Origin of the sequence: Candidatus Pelagibacter sp. (genome assembly GCF_052049935.1) — a bacterium.
GTDB lineage: Bacteria > Pseudomonadota > Alphaproteobacteria > Pelagibacterales > Pelagibacteraceae > Pelagibacter.
The window spans coordinates 1-20,650 of the sequence record NZ_JBNGZA010000002.1 but is presented as its reverse complement, the minus strand read 5'-3'; the positions used below and the strand labels follow the sequence as shown (position 1 = coordinate 20,650).

At 27.9% G+C, this 20,650-nt stretch carries 28 protein-coding genes and 1 riboswitch; of the genes, 25 read left to right on the top strand and 3 right to left on the bottom strand.

Features of this window, described 5'->3' with window-relative positions; genetic code table 11:
* The first annotated feature begins 62 nt into the window (after positions 1-62).
* The 11 genes from ACTT90_RS01215 to ACTT90_RS01165 all read left to right on the top strand — a co-directional run bounded on the left by ACTT90_RS01215 (position 63) and on the right by ACTT90_RS01165 (position 9,555).
* Entirely contained in the window at positions 63-653 is a 591-nt protein-coding gene (locus tag ACTT90_RS01215) for an aspartyl/asparaginyl beta-hydroxylase domain-containing protein (protein WP_440937070.1), read from the top strand.
* 1 nt (position 654) lies between these two features.
* Positions 655-1,080 carry a ribose 5-phosphate isomerase B gene (gene rpiB / locus ACTT90_RS01210; protein WP_440937069.1) on the top strand — a complete coding sequence of 142 codons (426 nt, stop codon included), beginning with the start codon at positions 655-657 and terminating at the stop codon, positions 1,078-1,080.
* 14 nt (positions 1,081-1,094) lie between these two features.
* Complete coding sequence (gene glyA, locus ACTT90_RS01205; protein WP_440937068.1) at positions 1,095-2,408, top strand: serine hydroxymethyltransferase; 1,314 nt, start codon at positions 1,095-1,097, stop codon at positions 2,406-2,408.
* Positions 2,405-2,863: a transcriptional regulator NrdR gene (gene nrdR, locus ACTT90_RS01200; protein ID WP_014953295.1), complete on the top strand. Its 459-nt coding sequence runs from the start codon at positions 2,405-2,407 to the stop codon at positions 2,861-2,863. The genes glyA and nrdR overlap by 4 nt, the downstream gene beginning before the upstream one ends.
* Positions 2,844-3,950 carry a bifunctional diaminohydroxyphosphoribosylaminopyrimidine deaminase/5-amino-6-(5-phosphoribosylamino)uracil reductase RibD gene (ribD, locus tag ACTT90_RS01195; protein WP_440937067.1) on the top strand — a complete coding sequence of 369 codons (1,107 nt, stop codon included), beginning with the start codon at positions 2,844-2,846 and terminating at the stop codon, positions 3,948-3,950. Before nrdR ends, ribD begins: the two co-directional genes overlap by 20 nt.
* Positions 3,951-3,952: 2 nt before the next feature.
* Positions 3,953-4,546 (top strand): riboflavin synthase, encoded by a 594-nt coding sequence (locus ACTT90_RS01190; protein ID WP_440937066.1) that lies wholly within the window; start codon positions 3,953-3,955, stop codon positions 4,544-4,546.
* Entirely contained in the window at positions 4,533-5,636 is a 1,104-nt protein-coding gene (gene ribB, locus ACTT90_RS01185) for a 3,4-dihydroxy-2-butanone-4-phosphate synthase (protein ID WP_440937065.1), read from the top strand. Before ACTT90_RS01190 ends, ribB begins: the two co-directional genes overlap by 14 nt.
* Entirely contained in the window at positions 5,633-6,019 is a 387-nt protein-coding gene (gene ribH / locus ACTT90_RS01180; protein ID WP_440937064.1) for a 6,7-dimethyl-8-ribityllumazine synthase, read from the top strand. The genes ribB and ribH overlap by 4 nt, the downstream gene beginning before the upstream one ends.
* Positions 6,019-6,429, top strand: coding sequence for a transcription antitermination factor NusB (locus ACTT90_RS01175; protein WP_440937063.1), 411 nt, complete (start codon positions 6,019-6,021; stop codon positions 6,427-6,429). The genes ribH and ACTT90_RS01175 overlap by 1 nt, the downstream gene beginning before the upstream one ends.
* Entirely contained in the window at positions 6,416-7,375 is a 960-nt protein-coding gene (gene thiL / locus ACTT90_RS01170; protein ID WP_440937062.1) for a thiamine-phosphate kinase, read from the top strand. Before ACTT90_RS01175 ends, thiL begins: the two co-directional genes overlap by 14 nt.
* A gap of 74 nt (positions 7,376-7,449) precedes the next feature.
* A complete protein-coding gene (locus ACTT90_RS01165; protein ID WP_440937061.1) occupies positions 7,450-9,555 on the top strand; it encodes a sodium-translocating pyrophosphatase in 2,106 nt (701 codons plus the stop codon).
* Positions 9,556-9,560: 5 nt separating this feature from the next.
* Here the strand turns inward: ACTT90_RS01165 and bamE are convergent, their stop codons facing one another.
* Positions 9,561-10,025, bottom strand: coding sequence for an outer membrane protein assembly factor BamE domain-containing protein (gene bamE / locus ACTT90_RS01160; RefSeq protein WP_440937060.1), 465 nt, complete (start codon positions 10,023-10,025; stop codon positions 9,561-9,563).
* Here bamE and ACTT90_RS01155 point away from each other — a divergent pair.
* The 6 genes from ACTT90_RS01155 to ACTT90_RS01130 are packed head-to-tail and all read left to right on the top strand — an operon-like array spanning position 10,024 to position 12,552.
* Positions 10,024-10,491: a ubiquinol-cytochrome C chaperone family protein gene (locus ACTT90_RS01155; protein WP_440937059.1), complete on the top strand. Its 468-nt coding sequence runs from the start codon at positions 10,024-10,026 to the stop codon at positions 10,489-10,491. The genes bamE and ACTT90_RS01155 overlap by 2 nt on opposite strands.
* 2 nt (positions 10,492-10,493) lie before the next feature.
* Positions 10,494-10,676, top strand: coding sequence for a 50S ribosomal protein L32 (rpmF, locus tag ACTT90_RS01150; RefSeq protein WP_440937058.1), 183 nt, complete (start codon positions 10,494-10,496; stop codon positions 10,674-10,676).
* A 10-nt stretch (positions 10,677-10,686) separates the two neighbouring features.
* Positions 10,687-11,691: a phosphate acyltransferase PlsX gene (gene plsX / locus ACTT90_RS01145; protein WP_440937057.1), complete on the top strand. Its 1,005-nt coding sequence runs from the start codon at positions 10,687-10,689 to the stop codon at positions 11,689-11,691.
* Position 11,692: 1 nt separating this feature from the next.
* Complete coding sequence (locus tag ACTT90_RS01140; RefSeq protein WP_440937056.1) at positions 11,693-11,992, top strand: integration host factor subunit alpha; 300 nt, start codon at positions 11,693-11,695, stop codon at positions 11,990-11,992.
* The gene (locus ACTT90_RS01135; RefSeq protein WP_440937055.1) at positions 11,982-12,359 is read left to right on the top strand and encodes a MerR family transcriptional regulator; all 378 of its coding nucleotides are present in this window, start codon (positions 11,982-11,984) and stop codon (positions 12,357-12,359) included. The genes ACTT90_RS01140 and ACTT90_RS01135 overlap by 11 nt, the downstream gene beginning before the upstream one ends.
* Before the next feature lies 1 nt (position 12,360).
* Complete coding sequence (locus ACTT90_RS01130; RefSeq protein ID WP_014953281.1) at positions 12,361-12,552, top strand: 50S ribosomal protein L33; 192 nt, start codon at positions 12,361-12,363, stop codon at positions 12,550-12,552.
* Here the strand turns inward: ACTT90_RS01130 and ACTT90_RS01125 are convergent, their stop codons facing one another.
* Entirely contained in the window at positions 12,553-12,843 is a 291-nt protein-coding gene (locus tag ACTT90_RS01125) for a chorismate mutase (RefSeq protein WP_440937054.1), read from the bottom strand.
* A 42-nt stretch (positions 12,844-12,885) separates the two neighbouring features.
* Here ACTT90_RS01125 and ACTT90_RS01120 point away from each other — a divergent pair, with 42 nt between their 5' ends.
* Complete coding sequence (locus tag ACTT90_RS01120; RefSeq protein WP_440937053.1) at positions 12,886-13,896, top strand: COX15/CtaA family protein; 1,011 nt, start codon at positions 12,886-12,888, stop codon at positions 13,894-13,896.
* Here ACTT90_RS01120 and ACTT90_RS01115 read toward each other — a convergent pair.
* On the bottom strand, positions 13,889-15,217 hold the full coding sequence (locus ACTT90_RS01115) for an O-acetylhomoserine aminocarboxypropyltransferase/cysteine synthase family protein (protein ID WP_440937052.1): 1,329 nt from the start codon (positions 15,215-15,217) through the stop codon (positions 13,889-13,891). The genes ACTT90_RS01120 and ACTT90_RS01115 overlap by 8 nt on opposite strands.
* A gap of 2 nt (positions 15,218-15,219) precedes the next feature.
* A riboswitch (SAM riboswitch) is annotated at positions 15,220-15,286 on the bottom strand.
* Positions 15,287-15,423: 137 nt separating this feature from the next.
* On the opposite strand from ACTT90_RS01115, the gene rplM reads away from it, so the two are divergent.
* The 7 genes from rplM to ACTT90_RS01080 are packed head-to-tail and all read left to right on the top strand — an operon-like array spanning position 15,424 to position 20,614.
* On the top strand, positions 15,424-15,882 hold the full coding sequence (gene rplM, locus ACTT90_RS01110) for a 50S ribosomal protein L13 (protein WP_440937051.1): 459 nt from the start codon (positions 15,424-15,426) through the stop codon (positions 15,880-15,882).
* Between the two features lies 1 nt (position 15,883).
* Positions 15,884-16,321 (top strand): 30S ribosomal protein S9, encoded by a 438-nt coding sequence (gene rpsI, locus ACTT90_RS01105; RefSeq protein WP_440937050.1) that lies wholly within the window; start codon positions 15,884-15,886, stop codon positions 16,319-16,321.
* A gap of 25 nt (positions 16,322-16,346) precedes the next feature.
* Positions 16,347-17,372, top strand: coding sequence for an N-acetyl-gamma-glutamyl-phosphate reductase (gene argC / locus ACTT90_RS01100; RefSeq protein WP_440937049.1), 1,026 nt, complete (start codon positions 16,347-16,349; stop codon positions 17,370-17,372).
* Positions 17,369-17,542, top strand: coding sequence for a hypothetical protein (locus ACTT90_RS01095; RefSeq protein ID WP_440937048.1), 174 nt, complete (start codon positions 17,369-17,371; stop codon positions 17,540-17,542). Before argC ends, ACTT90_RS01095 begins: the two co-directional genes overlap by 4 nt.
* A 2-nt stretch (positions 17,543-17,544) precedes the next feature.
* On the top strand, positions 17,545-18,837 hold the full coding sequence (locus ACTT90_RS01090) for a homoserine dehydrogenase (RefSeq protein ID WP_440937047.1): 1,293 nt from the start codon (positions 17,545-17,547) through the stop codon (positions 18,835-18,837).
* The gene (locus ACTT90_RS01085; RefSeq protein ID WP_440937046.1) at positions 18,837-19,739 is read left to right on the top strand and encodes an AEC family transporter; all 903 of its coding nucleotides are present in this window, start codon (positions 18,837-18,839) and stop codon (positions 19,737-19,739) included. Before ACTT90_RS01090 ends, ACTT90_RS01085 begins: the two co-directional genes overlap by 1 nt.
* A 17-nt stretch (positions 19,740-19,756) precedes the next feature.
* A complete protein-coding gene (locus tag ACTT90_RS01080; protein WP_440937045.1) occupies positions 19,757-20,614 on the top strand; it encodes a DMT family transporter in 858 nt (285 codons plus the stop codon).
* The last annotated feature ends 36 nt before the right edge of the window (positions 20,615-20,650 follow it).

Below are 20,650 nucleotides of genomic sequence, written 5' to 3'. Positions count from 1 at the left end.
TAATTGTATAATGCGACAAATGTATTATACAATTAAATTTCAAAAATTGTATTACAAAAACCATGAGTTTAAATTTTAATGATTTTTTAAAGCTTGATATCAAATTTGACGTAGAAAAACTTCAAACAGCTTATAAAGAGGTAATCAAAATTAAAAATTTTGAGTCTCCAGGGGAAATAACAAATTTTGGAGCAATTTCATTAACTCAAATACCTGGTGATCCAGATTCTATCAAAGGTCATAAAGCTAGAGGTGTGTTTTGGACAAAACCAGATTCTTCGGGTAAAGAGGTGACTAGAGATGTAACTGTTGATGAAGAAAAATATTCAGAATTTATTGATGATTATAAAGATACATACTTTAAGGATGTTTATGAAGCGTTATCAAAAAAATATAAACTTGGACGAGTAAGGATTTTACTTAAACAACCAAGATCTACACTTAGCTGGCATAGAGATCCAGAACCCAGATTACACATTCCAATTATTACTAACCCAGGCTGCATTATGGTTATTGATAATGTTGCTAAACACATGCCTGCTGATGGTCATGCGTGGATTACAAACAACACTAAGTATCATAATTTTTTCAATGGTGGGGAAGAAGACAGAATTCATATAGTTGCATGTGTTCTTAATCATAAATTTAACTAACTTGAAAAAACTTTATATAGCTTCAGATCACGCTGGTTTTAATTTAAAAGAATTTGTAAAAAAAAAACTTTCTAAAAAAATCAAATTCGACGATCAAGGCCCACATAGTGATGAGATTTCAGTAAATTATCCTGATTTTGCACATAAACTTTGTAAAAAAGTTTCAAAAAACTCTTCAAATATTGGAATACTAATTTGTGGATCTGGCATGGGGATGGCTATGGCTGCAAATCGTCATAAAAAAATAAGAGCGGCATTATGTTATTCGGTTAAAAATACTAAATTATCTAGATTGCATAACAACGCAAATGTTATTACATTAGGAGCTAGGTTGATTAATAAAAATACAGTCATGAAATGTATAAACACATTTTTAAAGACAAAATTTGAAGGTGGTAGACACCTAAAAAGAGTAAAAAAAATATAAATTGGAGAAAAGTTATGTCAAGTGAAGCTAAATATCTAAATAATGACTATCAGAATTTTTTCGAGAAAAGATTATCTGAAAGTGATCCTGAATTATTTAAAGCTATCAATGATGAACTTATTAGACAACAAAATCATATAGAGCTAATAGCTTCTGAAAATATAGTATCTCAGGCAGTGTTGGAAGCACAAGGCTCAGTTTTAACAAATAAATATGCAGAAGGTTATTCAGGAAAAAGATATTATAATGGTTGTGAGCACGTAGATGTTGCGGAAGAATTAGCAATAGAAAGATTGAAGAAATTATTTAATTGTAAGTTTGCAAATGTTCAACCACACTCTGGTGCACAAGCTAATGGCGCAGTTTTTTTAGCTCTTTTAAAACCAGGTGACACATTTATGGGAATGAGTTTAAATTCTGGTGGCCATATTACTCATGGTTTAAAAATATCAATGTCTGGAAAATGGTTTAATCCAATAGGATATGATGTTGATAAGGAAACTGGTTTGATTGATTATGACGAAGTTGAAAGATTAGCTTTAGAAAACAAACCAAAAGTAATTATTGCTGGGGGCAGTGCATATTCTAGAGTAATAGATTTTAAAAGATTTAGAGACATTGCTGATAAAGTTGGAGCTTATCTGATGGTTGACATGGCTCACTTCTCAGGTTTGGTTGCAGGCAAAGGTTATCCAAATCCCTGCGATCATGCTCATGTGGTAACTTCAACTACTCATAAAGTTTTTAGAAGTGCTAGAGGTGGAATAATACTTACAAACCATGAAGACTTAGCAAAAAAATTTAACACGGCTGTGTTCCCAGGATACCAAGGTGGACCACTAATGCATGTTATTGCTGGTAAGGCAGCTGGTTTTTTAGAGGCACTAAAACCTGAATTTCAAACTTACATTTCAAATGTATTAGCAAATGCCAAAATGTTAGCAGAGACTTTGAAAAATAATGGTTTCAAAATTTATTCTGGAGGCACAGATACACATCTAATGTTAGTTGATTTAAGACCATTCAATGTAAAAGGCAATATGGCTGCTGACAGTTTATCTAGAGCAAACATTACATGTAATAAGAATGGAATTCCTTTTGACTCTGAAAGTCCAATGGTTACTTCAGGTATTCGTTTGGGATCTCAGGCTGCAACCACTAGAGGCTTTGGATTAAATGAGTTTCAAAAAGTTGGTGAATTAATAACAAAGGTTATTGAGGGGTTGTCAAAAAATCCTGATGATAATTCTAAAATAGAGACTGAAGTAAGAGATGAAGTAGTTAATCTATGTTCATCATTTCCTATATATAAACATTTGAGAAAATGATTTGTCCTTGTAAAAAAAAAGGAGAAACTTCAGTAGTTGACTCAAGACCCACTGAAGATGGCACCGCTATAAGAAGAAGAAGACTCTGTGTATGCGGAGAAAGATTTACCACGTTTGAGCGTATACAATACAGAGAGCTAATGGTTGTAAAAAAGAATGGTCGCAAGTCAGCTTTTGATAGAGATAAATTAGCAAAATCAATTTATATTGCTTTAAAGAAGAGACCATTAGATACAGAAACAGTTGAAAAATTTATAAGCAAAGTTTCACGATCTTTAGAGGAGTTAGGGCAAAATGAAATTTCAACTAACACAATTGGAACTCTTGTTATGGAAGGATTGAAAGAATTAGATCCAGTAGCATATGTAAGATTTGCATCTGTTTATAGAAATTTCAGAGAAGAAAAAGATTTCGTACAATTTGTTGACAAATTAGATGTCTACAAAAAAAGATAGATTTAGTCAGTCAGATAAAAATTATATGAACATTGCTCTTAGATTAGCAATGTCTAAACATGGATTAACAGGAATAAATCCTGCCGTTGGTTGTGTAATAGTAAAAAACGATAAAATTATATCAATTGGATCTACTGGGTTAAATGGAAAACCACATGCAGAAAGATCAGCTATTAATAATTCTACAGAATCATTAAAAAATTCTAAACTGTATGTAACACTTGAACCATGTTCTCATTATGGAAAAACACCTCCATGTACAAATATTATTATTAAAAAGAAAATTAAAGAGGTGATTTATGGCATTGAAGATATCGACAAGAAAGTAAAGGGTAAAACAAAAAAAATACTCAATAAATCAAATATAGTAGTAAAAAATAATTTGTTATCAGAAAATATTAAGGATTTCTATAAACCATATTTTATCAACAGATCTAAAAAAATCCCTTACGTAACAGGAAAAATTGCTAAAACTAAAAATAATTTAATTTATAGTGATCATTATAAAAAAATCACAAAATTAAAAACTGACAAATTAATGCATTATTTAAGATATAAGAATGATACAATTCTTATATCATCAAAAACTCTAAATACTGATAATCCAAAATTAAATTGTAGACTGAAAGGTTATGAAAATTATTCTCCCTCAAGAGCAATTTTGGATAAAAACTTAGATATAAATCAAAATTCTTATATTTTTAAAAGTGCAAAAAAAAATAAAACTTTTATTTTTTTTAATTCAAACGACAAAAAAAAAATTGATATTTTAAAAAGAAACAAATTTCATTTGATCAAAATTAAACTCAATAAAAATAAAAATTTAGATTTAAAGCTAATTCTTCAAAAATTATATAAAAATGGATGCAGAAATTTATTAGTGGAAGGGGGAAATAAGCTGACAAATAGTTTTTTAAAAGGAAGACTTTTTCATAAATTTTATTTAATTGATAATCAAAAAAACATTAAAATTAAAGACAATTATGTTTTACTAAAAAATTTTTCAACCAAACTTAAGAACTTTAAGTATAAATTTGATTTAACAAATCAAGGTGATAAAGACAAAATAATCTTATATAAAAATTAATTATGTTTAATGGTATTATTTTTAATAAAGGTATTTTAAAGAAAATTGTTAAAAGACCCAAAGGTTTAAATGTTTTTCTCAAAACAAATCTTAAATTAAAAAATAAAGATCTAGGTATTTCTGTTGCTTGTGATGGAGTATGTTTAACCCTAGTTTCTGTAAAAAAAGACTTATCTGAATTTTATCTATCAAACGAAACTATTAAACGTTCGAATTTTAAAAATATAAAATTAGGATCTATCTTAAATTTAGAACTTCCCTTAAAATACAAACAACCAATATCGGGACATATTTGTCAAGGTCATGTGGACACTGTAGGAAAAGTATTATTAATTTCAAAAGTTGATAAATCTTATTTATTTAGATTTAGTCTAGATAAAAAATTTAGAAAACAGTTAATTGAAAAAGCCTCTATAAGTATTAACGGGATATCTTTAACTATTTCGAAATTAACAAAAGATGGTTTTGAGATATGGGTAATACCTCATACTTTTAAACTAACAAATTTATCTACTTTATCCAAAGGAAGTATTGTTAATATTGAAATTGATATTTTATCAAAATATGTAAGAAATTATTTTAATGAAAAAAAATAATTTTTCTTCAATCGAGTCTATAATCAAAGATGCAAAACAAAATAAGATGTTTATTTTGGTTGATGATGAAAAAAGAGAAAACGAAGGAGATTTAATTATACCTTCATCATGTGCTAATACAAAAAATATTAACTTCATGGCTAAAAATGGAAGAGGCTTAATTTGTTTAGCAATGGATAACATTCAAGCAAAAAAACTTAACTTAAGTTTGATGTCACCAAAAAATGAGTCTAGAAACAAAACTGCTTTCACTGTTTCCATAGAAGCTAGAAAAGGAATAACTACAGGCATATCAGCTAAAGACAGAGCAAGAACAATAAAAGTTGCTACAAAAAAATCTGCTACTAAAAAAGATATTGTGTCTCCAGGTCATATATTTCCAATCATTGCCAGAGATGGGGGCGTTTTAGTAAGAGCAGGTCACACTGAAGCTTCTGTTGATATATCTAAACTTGCAAAAAAAAACAATTCAGCAGTTATATGTGAAATCATGAATGACGATGGTTCGATGTCCAAAGGCAAAGATTTACATGATTTTGCCAAAAAACATAATTTAAAAATAGGAAAAATAGAGGATTTAATTTCATATAGATTAAAAAAAGAAAAATTAATTAAGCTTAAGGATAAATCATCAATTAAATTTAAAAATAACAATTATGATATAAGAATTTATGAGAATACTTTAGATGGTTCTGAACATTTTGCTTTAATTAAAGGCAAACTTAATAGAAAAACTATACCTCGGGTTAGAGTAATATCATCAAATGTAGTTCAGAATTATTTAATAAACCAACAACTTCCAAATTCATTCAATAAAACATTGAATTATTTTAAGAAATTCAAAAATTGTGTTTTAGTATTTATTAAAGATAGTAATTTGAAATCTGTAACACAAACTCTTAAAGATTATGAAAATAAAACATTTTATAAACAAGGTAATGATAAATTAATCAGAAACTATGGTATAGGAGCTCAAATAATAAAGGATTTAAAAATAAGAGACATGATATTAATTACAAAATCACCAAAAAAAGTTATTGGTTTAGATGGGTATGATATAAAAATAGTAAAACAAGAAATTATTAAATGAAAAAGAAAATACTTATCGTTGGCTCCAATTATTATAGTAATATTTATTCTGGTTTATTAAGAAGCGCAAAACAAAAATTAAAAAATAATTTTTTGTGTGATGAAATATTAGTGCCTGGTGTTTTTGAGATACCTGTTGCAATTTCAAAAAAAATTAAAAAATACGACGGTTTCTTAGCTTTAGGATGTGTAATTAAAGGTCAGACACCTCATTTTGATTTTATTTCTCAAGCTTCAACAAACGCTATAATGAGTTTATCAATTGAAAATAAAAAACCAATTGGAAATGGTATAATTACTTGTTTAAATATGAAACAAGCAATTAAGAGAAAAAATAAAGGTTCTGAGGCAGCTGAAGCTGTTATTTCAATTTTATCAATTTAATGAAAATAAATTATAGCCCCAAAAATAATCCAAGAGTAATTATAATACAAAAACTTTATGGTTTTTTGATTAATAATGAAGCATCGATTGACTTTCCAAAACACCGTTTTAAGAAATTTATTAAAGAAGTTGTAAATGGTTCAATAGAAAGAAATGATTTACTTGAGGAGGAATTAAAAAAATTTTTATCTATAGATTTTAATTCAAAATCTTTTGATAAAGTTTTTGAGATTATATTAAAAGCAGCAACTTTTGAATTTTTATACAAACCAAATCTTTCAATTAAAATAATTATTAAAGAATATTTAAATGCTTCTAATTTTTTTATTGAAGTCTCTCAAACTAAATATTTGAATGCCCTCCTTGATACGGTTGGCAAAAATTTAAGAAAACTTGATGAAAGAGTTTGAGATAATAAAAAAATATTTTTCAAGTTTATCAAGGAATAATCCAGCGTCATTATATTTAAATGATGATGTATTTTTTGATAAATCAAAAAAACTAGTTATTTCAATAGATACTTATGTTGAAGGTAATCATTTTTTAAATTTTAAAAATCCAGATTTAGTTATTAAGAAAATTCTAAGATCTTCGATTTCTGATTTAATCTGTAAAGGTGTTAAACCACAATATTATTTTATTTCTGGCTCAGGAAATAAAAAATTTTTTTCAAATAAGAATTTAGAATTGATATCTAAAGCTTTAAAATCAGAACAAAATAAATTTAATATAAAACTCTGCGGTGGTGATACTACAAATTCATCTAAATTGAGTTTCACTTTCGTTTCTTTAGGCTTTTCATCAACAATTATCAAAAGAAATAACGCAAAAATTAACGATGATATTTATGTTACTGGTGAATTGGGAGATAGTTTTATTGGTTTAAATGTTTTAAGAAATAAAATTATTTTAAAACCATTTGAAAGAAAATATTTTACTAAAAAATACTTTTTACCAGATCTTAAAATTGATTTAATTAATCTTATTTCAAAACATGCAAACACATCGATAGATGTTTCTGATGGATTGATTTCTGATCTAGAAAAGATGTTAAATAATCAAAACTTATCTTTTAAAATAAACTTTCAAGACATTCCTGTTTCTAAATCTCTAAAAAAACTAATTATTAATAACAAAATTTCCTTTAAAAATGTTGTATCTAGAGGAGATGATTATCAAATTTTGTTCACTGCTAATAAAACAAAGGCAAGAATCATTCAAAATGTCTCAAAAAAATTAAATTTAAGAATTACTAAAATTGGAAATATTATTAAAGGTAAAAAAAGTCATACAATTATTGATGAAAAAGGTGATAAAATCGAGCAATTTTACAAAGGTTTTGAACACAAATTCTGAAGTTTTTATTGCCTTTTATAGCTTTTTTTGTATTGTCCGGGCATTATTAAACTAACAACATTATCAAGGTAAAAATGAGCAACACAGAAGAAAATATTTTAATTTATACAATAATCGCAGGTTTATTATCTATTGTTTATGGTTTTTTCACTGGAAAAAACATTTTAAACTCAAGCGCAGGAAATTCAAAGATGCAAGAAATTGCATCAGCGATTCAAATTGGTGCAAAAGCCTATTTAGCTAGACAATATAAAACAATTGCAATTGTTGGAGTTGTAGTGCTTGTAATTGTTAGTTATGCCTTTAGTCCACTTGTTGGTGTTGGATATTTAATTGGTGCAGCATTCTCAGGAGTAGCTGGTTATGTAGGAATGCTTGTCTCAGTAGAAGCCAATGTAAGAACAGCCGAAGCTTCTAGAAAAGGTTTATCAAGTGGTTTAGCTGTTGCATTTAAATCTGGTGCTGTTACTGGAATGTTAGTTGCTGGTTTGGCTCTATTAGCGATAGCCGTTTATTATTATTGCTTATTAAAAGCAGGAGTAGATGACAGAGAAATTGTTAACGCTCTTGTTGCATTAGGATTTGGAGCTTCTTTGATTTCTATTTTTGCAAGACTAGGTGGTGGTATATTTACTAAAGGTGCTGATGTTGGTGCTGATCTTGTTGGTAAAGTTGAAGCGGGAATTCCAGAAGACGATCCAAGAAACCCAGCCGTAATAGCCGATAATGTTGGTGATAATGTTGGAGATTGTGCTGGAATGGCAGCTGATTTATTTGAAACTTATGCTGTTACAATAGTTGCTACAATGGTGTTAGCTTCTATATTTTTTGTAGGTGATCTTAATATGATGCTTTATCCTCTAACAATTGGCGGCGCATGTATACTTACTTCAATTGTTGGAACTTTCTTTGTCAAATTAGGTAATAGTAAAAATGTAATGAATGCTTTATATAAAGGATTTGTTGTTTCTGCTGTAACCTCTTTAGCTATTTTATATCCTGTAACTGATTATGTTTTAGGTTTAGAAAATGTTTATAAATTTAATGATGTAACCTTCACAGGTAAAGATTTATATTATTGCGGTATTATAGGTTTAGTAATTACAGGTTTATTAATTTGGGTTACTGAATATTATACAGGCACAAGTTACAGACCAGTTAAAAGTGTAGCAAAATCTTCTACAACCGGTCATGGCACAAATGTAATACAAGGTTTAGCTATTTCTCTTGAAGCAACTGCAATACCGGCTTTAATTATCGTTGCTGGTATTTTATTAACTAATCATATTGCTGGTTTATATGGAATTGCTATTGCTGTAACAACAATGTTAGCTCTTGCTGGTATGGTTGTTGCATTGGACGCTTACGGTCCTGTAACTGATAATGCAGGAGGTATTGCTGAAATGTCTAAACTTCCTAACAACGTTAGAAAGACAACCGATGCATTGGATGCGGTTGGTAATACTACAAAAGCTGTGACAAAAGGTTATGCAATTGGTTCAGCGGGTTTAGGTGCTCTAGTTTTATTTGCAGCATACACTGAAGATATCAAACATTTCTCAAAAGAAGTTGGTTCGAAATTAGAAGGTATCGTAGTTACATTTGACTTATCAAATCCATATGTTGTTGTTGGTTTGTTAATAGGTGGGATGTTACCTTATTTATTTGGCTCAATGGGAATGCAAGCTGTAGGTAGAGCAGGTGGAGCAGTTGTTATAGAGGTAAGAAGACAATTTAAAAAATTTCCAGGCATTATGAAAAGAAAACAGAAGCCTGATTATGCAAAATTAGTTGATTTGTTAACAGTCGCAGCAATCAAAGAAATGATCATACCATCTTTGTTGCCCGTGTTGTCACCAATCGTTCTTTACTATGTAATTTTTGCTATTGGAGGACAAGTAGCTGCTTTAGCATCTGTTGGAGCAATGTTACTCGGAGTAATTATAACTGGATTATTTGTTGCAGTTTCAATGACCGCTGGTGGTGGTGCTTGGGACAATGCAAAAAAATATATTGAAGATGGAAATCATGGTGGAAAAGGATCAGAAGCACATAAAGCTGCAGTTACAGGTGATACTGTTGGAGATCCTTACAAAGATACAGCTGGACCAGCAGTTAACCCTATGATTAAAATTACTAACATAGTTGCATTATTACTTTTAGCTGTTATCGCTGGTTAAATAATTTAAGGCTTCTTCCTTTTACCTAAAGGATCGTTGATTTTCTGTCTAAGACTAGACAGGAAATCATAAACGAAAGTTCTTTTAGTATATTTTTGTGTAGTTGTATCTTTATCAAAAGATATTTCATTCATATTATTTAGATTATAAAAATCTTTTTTAACCAGTAACCCTTTAGAATTAATTTCAATTATAAGCACATTATTTGTAATTAAAATTTCTTTACCAAGTTTTTTAAGAGGTTCTCTTGAAATTTCTCTTTCGATATATATCCATAGATCATTATCAAAATTACTTGTTGTTGAAGGAGGTCCTAGTATTTGTCTAATATCATTTTTATTTGAAACATTAAGTTCAAGTTTTTGATGTTTAATATCTAAATTTCTGACACCATGTTTTTTTACAACTTTGTTAAATGTGCAATTTGATGTTAATAATAAAATTGATAATATTAAAAATATTTTATTCATGAAAAATAAATACATATACATTTATAATAATTTAATTGAATTGACTAGAAATAAAGAACTTTATAAAGATTTCAAAAATCAAGATATATTTTCTGATAGATTAATCTATTTTTTGCTTCATTTTGCTTTTTTCTTTAAAATTTTTAAAAATGATGAAAACAAGAAAACGCTTCAAGAAATTTATGATTTCACATTCAGGCAACTAGAATTAAGTATTAGAGAAATTGGATATGGTGACCAATCAATTAATAAAAAAATGAAAGATTATCTGAATTTATTTCACGATATTATAGATAAGATTCACTTTTGGGATGATTACTCAAATGAAAAAAAAACACAAATATTGAAAAATTACGCTCTAAACTCAAATAATAGTGAATTATTGTTGAATTATTTTGAAAATTATTCAAAAACACTAAAAAAAAACACTTTAAATAATTACATAAAAAGTGTAAGTAATCGCTGATTATGGCTGTACCTAAACGAAAACAAACACCGTCAAGAACTGGAATGAGAAGATCTCAAAATATGAGATTTTCATCCAAGAATGTTGTTGAAGATAAAAAATCTGGTGAATACAGATTGTCTCATCACTTAGACTTAAAAACAGGTATGTACAAAGGTCGTCAAGTTTTAGACCCTAAAGAATAATAATTAATAAATGACTGATTTAGTAAAAATTGCAGTTGATGCAATGGGTGGTGATGGATCACCAAAAAAAACTATTGATGGTATTGCACATCATCACAAAGAAAATAAAGATGTTTTTTATAAAATCTTTGGGAACAAAAACGAAATTACTCCATTGATTGAAGATAAGATTTTAAAAGATAACTATGAAATATTCCATACAGATAATTCAGTTAAAAGCACTGACTCTCCTTTAGAAGCCGCTAAAAGAGGTAAAGATACAAGTATGTGGAAATCTATTGAAAGCGTTAAATCAAAGGAATCCGATATTGTGATATCAGCAGGAAATACAGGTGCACTTTTAGTAATATCAAAATTAAATATAAAGATGATTGAAAATATAGATAAACCAGCTTTATCGGCTTTATGGCCAAATAAAATAGGTATGAACGTAGTCCTAGATTTAGGTGCAAATATTGAATGCAGTTCAAAAAACTTAGTTGATTTTTCAATTATGGGATCTTCATTGTATAAAGCTTTATTTCCTAATGATACTTCTAAGGTTGCATTACTTAATATCGGTTCAGAGGAAATAAAAGGTAACGAAATTATTAAAGAAACTTTTCAAATATTAAATAATAAAAAAAATTTAGATTTTGAATTTAAAGGATATATTGAGGGAAATCATCTTATGGACGGTGATGTTAATGTCATAGTAACAGATGGTTTTACCGGCAATGTAGCTCTTAAAACAGCTGAAGGCACTGCTAACTTTATTACTCAAGAACTAAAAAAAGCTTTGACTAATAATTTGATTGGAAAAATTTCATCTCTATTAAATATTAAGAATTTAAATAATTTTAAAAAGAGGCTTGATCCAAGATTATATAATGGTGCAATATTTATTGGGCTAGACTCCCCAGTTGTTAAAAGTCACGGTGGAACAGATTATTTAGGTTTTTCAAATTCACTGGATGTTTGTAAAAGAATAATAAAAGGTGATTTGATAAACAAGATTAAAAATAATATAACTTAATATGCGTATTAATTTAACTAAAAAAGAATTAGTTAATAGTGTTTATATGCAATTAGGTTTTTCGAAACAAATTTCTGAGAGTTTAATTGATGATTTCTTTCAAATTATTTTTGATAATGTTAAAAATAATGAAAAACTTAAAATTTCAAACTTTGGAACTTTTTCAATAAGATATAAAAAATCCAGAGTTGGAAGAAATCCCAAAACGAAAGAGGAAAAAACTATTTCAGCCAGGAAAGTTATCTTATTTAAACCATCAAGGGAATTTAAAGAGTTTATAAATAATCAAGATGAAATCTGATAATGCATATAAAACAATAGGGGAAGTTGCAAAAATTTTAGGGCTTACAGATGATAAAAAAGGCACTTTATCAACACACACAATTAGATTTTGGGAAAAGGAATTTAAACAAATTAAACCAAGAATTCTTAATGGAAATAGGCGCTATTTTGATAACGATACTATTGATTTATTAAAAAAAATTAAATTTCTATTGAAAGATCAAGGTATGACAATAAATGGCGTAAAGAAAATACTTAATTCTAAGGAATCTTTACCTCTTGACGAATTAGCGAATAATTCTATAAAGACTGACAAATTAAAGCAAAAATTACTTAAAATTTCTGATTTAATAAAAAATATTAAAAATATTAAAAATATAAAATAATATGGCTAAGAAAACACATGTAAAAGTTAGAATGGTTCCAGAAGAAAAACCTGACAGTCCTTTTTTTTATTATGTAAAAAAACCTGCGGGTGGTGAAAAAGCAAAAGTTAAATTAAAAGCAAAAAAATACAATCCAGCAACTAGAAAACACGAAGTTTTTGTTGAAAAAAAATTGCCGCCTCATAGCAAATAATTACTTTTTATTAAAATTCTTTCTTTCGTAATTAATGTAAGACCAAATCATATTTTTCCAAATTCTATTTGTAATATTTGGATCAATTTTATTTTGAATTGATTTTTTTCTTATTTTTGTAAGAATCACTCTTATTCTTTGTTTATCGACAATTTCCTTTTTAAACTTTTTTAGTTTTACAACCTCATTCACTAATAGAGTTCTTTTTTTAATTATTGAAAGTAAACTATTATCAAGTTTGTCTAACTTTTTTCTGATGACTTCTAATTTTTTTTTTCTTATTGGCGACATTAAATCTATTGGTTAATAAACATACTATTATATGTATAAATTATGTTTGTAAATACAGATCAATACTCAAAGTATATTCGTTTATGGCTAATATTTATGATTATACTAATCGTGTCAATTGTTGCCGTTGGAGGATTAACGCGATTAACAGACTCTGGTCTATCTATTACAGCTTGGGAATTGTTCTCAGGAATTTTACCACCTTTTACATCAGAAAAATGGAATTTTTATTTTAATGAATATAAACAAATACCAGAATTTAAGATTTTAAATTTTGATATGACATTAGATGAATTTAAGGTGATATTTTATTGGGAGTGGGGACATAGAATTTTAGCAAGATTTATAGGACTATTTTCCATTATTCCTTTAATTTTTATTTTTTTAAGTATTAAAAGGGATTTTTTTTATGAAAAAAAATATTATTCAATTTTTTTATTAATTTGTTTTCAAGGTTTGATTGGGTGGTTTATGGTATCAAGTGGATTAGTTGATAACACAGATGTTAGTCATTACAGGTTAGCTCTTCATTTATCAATTGCTTTCTTTATATTATCAATTGTTTTTTGGTTTTTATTAGAAAACTTACAAATTAAAAAAAATAAAGATAAAATTAGTATTAGTTTTTTATCAATTTTTTTGTTCTTTTTACTATTGCAGATAATTCTAGGTGCTTTTTTGGCAGGTTTAGATGGTGGTTTAATTTATAACACTTGGCCTGATATGAATGGAAAATTTATTCCAACCGATATAGACAAAATAGATTTACTTAAGATATCTTCATCAAGTAATCCTACTGTGATACAATTTTACCATAGATTAGTAGCTTATCTGATCATTTTTTTATTAATTATTCTAAATTATATCTATTATTATAAAAAAATTCCGATGAATAATATTAATATATTAAATCTAGCTATATTTATTCAAGTTCTTTTAGGAATAATTACTTTACTAACTGGTGTAGAGATTAAATATGCATCTGTACACCAGTTAGGGTCAATATTTGTTTTGTTAAGTTTTCTTTTTATATATTATAAAAATACTAACTAACTGCCTTAAGTTTACCTTTTGATGATTTATTTAAAGCTTGGTCTAAATCTTCGATAATGTCATCTATATGTTCTATACCAATACAAAGTCTGACATAACCTTGCGTTACACCTGAGTCTGCTAATTCTTTTTCATTCAGCTGACTATGCGTAGTACTTGCTGGATGAATTGCAAGACTTCTTACATCTCCAATATTAGCAACATGATAGAACATTTTTAAAGACTCAATAAATTTCTTTCCAGCTTCTATTCCACCATTAAGCTCAATACCAACGATAGGACCATTTCCACCTTTTAAATATTTCTTTGCTCTTTCTGAAATGTGATCGTCATGTTTTGTAGAATAAATCACTTTTGAAACTTCCTTGTGTTTTGATAAAAAATCTACAACTTTTTCAGCGTTTTCACAGTGTTGTTTCATTCTTAAAGCAACTGTTTCTAGACCTTGAATGATAGCAAATGCATTATCAGGTGCAAGCGCTGATCCTAAATCTCTTAATAAACAGACTCTCGCTCTGACAGCAAAAGGAACATTAGCACCAGTTAATTCTGGAACCGCTTTTCCCCAAACTACACCTCCGTAACTTGCGTCTGGTTCATTGAATAAAGGTTGTCTTTTTGGATCTGCAGTCCAATCAAAATTACCACTATCAACAATTGCACCTGCCACTGAAGTTCCATGACCACCAATATATTTTGTTAATGAATAAACAACTACAGCTGCACCGTGCTCGATCGGTTTACAAATAACAGGAGAAGCTGTGTTATCCATTATTAGTGGAATGTTATATTTTCTTCCTATATCTGAAACTTCTTTAATTGGAAAAACTCTTAAATATGGATTTGGTAATGTTTCACCATAAAAAGCTCTTGTCTTATCGTCTATAGCTTTTTCAAAATTTTTTGGGTCAGAAGGATCAGCATATCTCACTTCAATACCAAGTTTACTCAAAGTGTGGGTAAATAAAGAAACAGTTCCACCATATAAGTCAGTTGAACTAACTATATTGTCTCCAGCTTGAGCAACATTAAGTATTGCAAAAGTAGATGCAGTTTGACCAGAAGACACTGTTAAACATGCAAGACCTGATTCCAAATTTGCGATTCTTTTCTCAAGAACATCATTTGTTGGATTCATTATTCTTGTATAAATATTTCCAAATTCTTTTAATGCAAAAAGATTGGCAGCGTGCTCTGTGCTATTAAATTTATATGATGTAGTTCTGTAGATAGGTACAGCTACGGCATTTGTAGATGGGTCACTTCTATAATCTCCACCATGTATTGCTATTGTTTCTGGATTGCTTCTTTTTGTGCTCATTTTAACTCCTTTTTTAGTGCTTCTGCATTATGCAAGGTGCACAATATAGTTCAAATACCTACCGATTTATTGAGAAATTCCATTTTAGCTGTTTTAAAGCCCGCAATAGGATCAAATCGGCAAGAGTTTTGTAGCACTTATATTTAATAAATCAATAGAATTATCAATTTGACTTTGAAATTATTAATAGTATTAATCCACGCACAATGACTAAATTTCTTAAAAAAGACCAATTATCATCATCTTGGTACGAAATTGACGCGAAAAATGCAGTGATAGGGAGATTAGCTACTGTCATTTCAAAAATTATTAGAGGAAAAAATAAAACTACTTTTACCCCACATATGGATGATGGAGATTTTGTAGTTGTTAAAAATATTGAATTAGCAAAATTTACTGGAAATAAATTTCAAAATAAAAAATACTATAGACATACTGGTCACCCAGGTGGAATAAAAGAAACTACACCTGAAAAACTTCAAGATAAAAAACCAGGAGAAACTTTAAAATTAGCAGTTAAGAGAATGTTACCAGGTGGTGTATTAGGAAAGAAACAATTAACTAAACTTAAAATTTATGCAGGTAATGAACATCCACATACTGCACAAAACCCACAAGTAATTGAAATTTCAAAATTGAATAATAAAAATATTGTAAGAAATTAATATGGTAAGCACACAGACTTCAACTAAATCACCAAAATTGAAATTAGATTTTAAAGACAGCAAATATGCTACAGGAAGAAGAAAAACTTCAATTGCTAGAGTGTGGGTAAAAAAAGGAACTGGCAAAATATATGTTAATGGCAAAACCATGGATGACTATTTTTCAAGTGAAAATCATAAGATGCAAATTGTGAGACCTTTTGAAATTATAAATCAATCAACATCATATGATGTTAGATGTAATGTAAAAGGTGGTGGTCCAACAGGTCAAGCTGGTGCAATGGTTCATGGTATTTCAAAAGCTTTAGTTCTTTTTGATGAAACTTTAAAATCAACACTTAAGACTGAAAAACTTACAACTAGAGATTCAAGAGCTGTTGAAAGAAAAAAACCTGGTAGAAGAAAAGCTAGAAGAAGCTTCCAGTTCTCTAAAAGATAATCTAAAATACTATTTTAATTAATTTATGCCTAAACTAAATGTATTAGTTGCTGGATCCACTGGTTATATTGGAGTTCAATTATTAAAACTTTTATCTAATCATAAAAAAGTTAATATAAAATATTTATGTGGAAGTTCTTCTGTAGGTAAAAAAATTTCCTATTACGACAAATCTCTTAGTAAAAAAAAACTACCAAAAATAATTAAGTTTCAAAATAAATTATTAAAAGATGTAGATTTAATTTTTACCGCTCTTCCTAATGGCGAAGCTCAAAAAATTTCAAAATACTTAAATAAACATAATACATTAATTGATCTTGCAGCAGATTTTAGATTAGATAAAGCATCGGATTATTTAAAATGGTATAAACAGAAACACTCTTTTCCAAAAAATATTATAAAAAGTATTTATTCATTACCAGAAATAACAAAGAATAAAATTAAAGATAAACAAATTATTGGTAATCCTGGATGTTATCCAACATCAATACTTTTACCATTAATACCAATAATAAGAAAAGATCTAATAGATTTAGAAAATATAATTATCGACTCAAAATCAGGATATTCAGGTGCTGGCAGAGGTGTTCATCTAAAATATAAGGATAAAAATTTATATGAATCACTAAGTGCTTATGGCGTTGGTTTTCATAGACACAACTCTGAAATTCAACAAGAATTGATTAAACATACACATAAGAAAAAAATTAATTTTACATTTACACCTCATTTAACTCCAATGTTTAGAGGTATTCTTAGTACAATTTATATCACTATAAAAAATAAATCTAATATTTCTAAAATCATTAATGAACTGAAAAAAACATACAAAAATTCACCATTCATAAAAATTCATGAACAAGATACATTGTTAAGTACTAATGATGTTATAAATACAAATGATTGTTTAATATCTGTTTGTAAAACTAAATATAAAAATAAACTGATAATTTTATCAACCATTGATAATTTGATAAAAGGTGGGTCTGGACAAGCCATTCAAAATATGAACTTAAAATATAATTTTAATGAAACAGAAGGCTTGAAATGAAATATATGTTAATTTTATTACTATTATTGAATTCATGCGTTATAAAAAAGAATAAAGCTTTTAATAAACAATTAGATTTGAACTTTAATGAGAAAATGACTTTTGAAGAATTTAAAATAAAACTTGAAGAATATTCAAACAACAGTCCATATCCTAATATTAATAATTAGTTATGAAAAAATATATTAACATTGCTGTTATTGGATTAGGACAAATTGGTATTTATCTTTACAGTGAGTTACAAAAAAAGAAAAAATTAATAGAACTTAAAACTGGAAAAAAAATTAAAATTGTTGGAATTTCAGCAAGAAATAAGAATAAAAAAAGAAGATTTACAATTGATAAAAAAATTTTTTTCTCAAATCCACTAGATATAATAAAAAAAACTAATGTTGATATATTGTTTGAGTCTATTGGTTTATCTGATGGTATTTCAAAAAAAATTGTAGAAACTGCTTTAAAAAACAAAATACACGTTATCACTCCTAATAAAGCACTTATAGCAAAACATGGTGATTACCTATCTTCATTAGCAGAAAAAAATAATGTCAACTTAGAATTTGAAGCCGCGGTTGCAGGGGGAATACCAATATTAAGAAGTATTAAAGAGGGGATAGCAACAAATAAAATTTCAAAGGTTTTTGGAATATTAAATGGTACTTGTAATTACATTCTATCTGAAATGGAAAATTCCAAACAAAATTTTGAGAATGTATTAAAAAAAGCTCAAACTCTCGGTTATGCAGAACCTGGGAATCCAAAATTGGATTTGAATGGCTATGATGCTTTTGCAAAAGTCAGAATTCTTTCAGCTTTATGTTTTAATTCCAAGGTAGCACAAAACAATTGTCTAATGGAAGGAATAGAAAAAATTGAATTAAAAGATATTTCAATTGCAAATCAATTAAATATGAGAATCAAACTTCTTGGTATTTCTGAAATTATAAATAACCAATTATTCGAAAGAGTACATCCGTGTTTAGTCAGTAAAAATAGTTATATTGGTAATGTGAATGGTGTAATGAATGCTGTTATTACTAATGGTAAACCTGTTGGTGAGAGTATTATGCAAGGAGAGGGGGCAGGACCAGGTCCTACATCATCATCATTATTATCAGATCTATTATCTATTTTAAGAGGAAATATCAAATATCCATTTGGATTACCGACATCTAAAAGGAAACAACTTAAACCCTACAATATACTTAATTACACAAATTCTTTATATTTGAGGTTTGAAGTTAAAGATATACCTGGTGTTTTATCAAAAATTACAAATCAAATGGCTAGATATAAAATTTCAGTTAAAAGATTAATTCAAACACCTGATAACAATGCTAACAAAGCAACAATTGTTATTATTACTCATAAGACTACTGAGCAAAGTATAAACAATTGTTTAAAAAAACTTAGTAAAGAAAAAATTCTCCTAAAACAACCTACATTAATTAGACTATATAATTAATGGAAATTTACATAAAGTTATTTGAAGTATTATTTCCAGTTTTTTTTGTTGTAGGTATTGGATACTATCTAGGAAAAAAGAATCCTAAAATAGACACAACATTCATAACAACTTTTGCAGCTAATATAGGATCCCCAGCTATGATCATATATTCTTTGAATGCGGAGTTTATATCATTTGAAGTATTTAAAAGTTATTTCTGGTATTATTTAATTGCGATATTATGCTTTTTTATTGTTGGAGTTTCTTTATTATATCTGTTGAAAGTAAAAGATATAATTAGGGAATTACCACCCTTATTAATGCCAAATACAGGAAATTTAGGACTTCCACTTAGTTTATTTGCATATGGACAATCAGGCTTAGGAGTGGCTGGCGCAATATCAGCATTAATTATTCTTTTTCATTTCACTGTTGGAGTTTTTTTAGCAGATAGAAAATTTAATTTTGATGTAGTTATTAAAAGTCCTCCTTTTTACGCAATCATAATTTCAGTAATACTTTTATATTATAATATTAAACTTCCAACTTTTGTTGAAAATACAAGCTCTTTACTGACATATGCTACTATCTTTTTAATTTTGATGTCTTTAGGTATAGCTTTAACAAGACTTAAAGTTTTTTCTTTTAATAAAGCTTTAGTTTGTTCTGTTGGAAGAGTCATTTTAGGACCTATTATTGGTTTTGGAGTAATAAAAATTTTCAATCTAAATGGTTTTGCTGCCGGTGTTTTATTAATTCAATGTTCAATGCCAAGTGCAGTTTTAAATTATTTGATTGCAACTATGTATTCTTCTAAAAAAATTGTTGACAGTGTTGCTAGTACCATAGTTGTATCAACCTTTATTTCATTTATAACAATACCAATTGTTATATTCTTTGCTTTAAAATACTTTAATTAAAGTATAACTTTATTTTAATGAAGGCGATTATTCTTAATCTGTGCGCTTGGTCTATACTTCCAATTATGGATGCTTTTGCAAAATACTTGAGTCAAGATATGCACGTTCTACAAGTAGTTTGGGCTAGATATTTTTTTACAGTAGTAATTGTTTTACCAATAATACTCTTTTTTTTTAAAAAACAATTTAAATGGACAGATAAACCGCAACTCCAATTCATTAGAGGATTGTTATTACTTTTTGCTACTCTTTTTTTCTTTTATGCTCTTTCAAAAATATCAATGGCAAAAGCACTTACCTTAGCATTTGTATGTCCTTTGGTAGTTACAGCGTTTTCACCATTTTTATTAAATGAAAGAGTAGGGTTTAGAAGATGGTCAGCTGTTATAATTGGTTTTCTAGGATCACTAATTGTAATTAAACCTGGTTTTATTGAGTTTAATCTTGCCAGTATTGCTGCACTCGGCACCGGAATAATGTATGCTTTTTATTTAATTGCAACTCGCAAATTAAGTACAAGCGATAGTCCTTTATTAACATTGTTGTTAACTGGAATAATAGGAGCTCTACTTACAACTATTATAATTCCTTTTGTATGGATCTTCCCAAGTAAAGAGCAATGGTTAATGATGTTTAGTATTGGATTATTTGCAACATTAGGTCATTTATTCTTGATACTTTCATTGAGATTAGCTGATGCTTCTAAATTAGCCCCATTAGCTTACTTTGAGATAGTAAATAACGTCATAATTGGCTTTTATATTTTTAATGAATTTCCTGATAATTGGACGTTAGTAGGTTTATTTATAATAATTTTGAGCGGTGTCTACATTTCTCGAAGAGAGGTTATTGTTAAATCTCTAAAAAATAGGTAATATTTATTTACTAATATATAAAGTATTACTTTAATT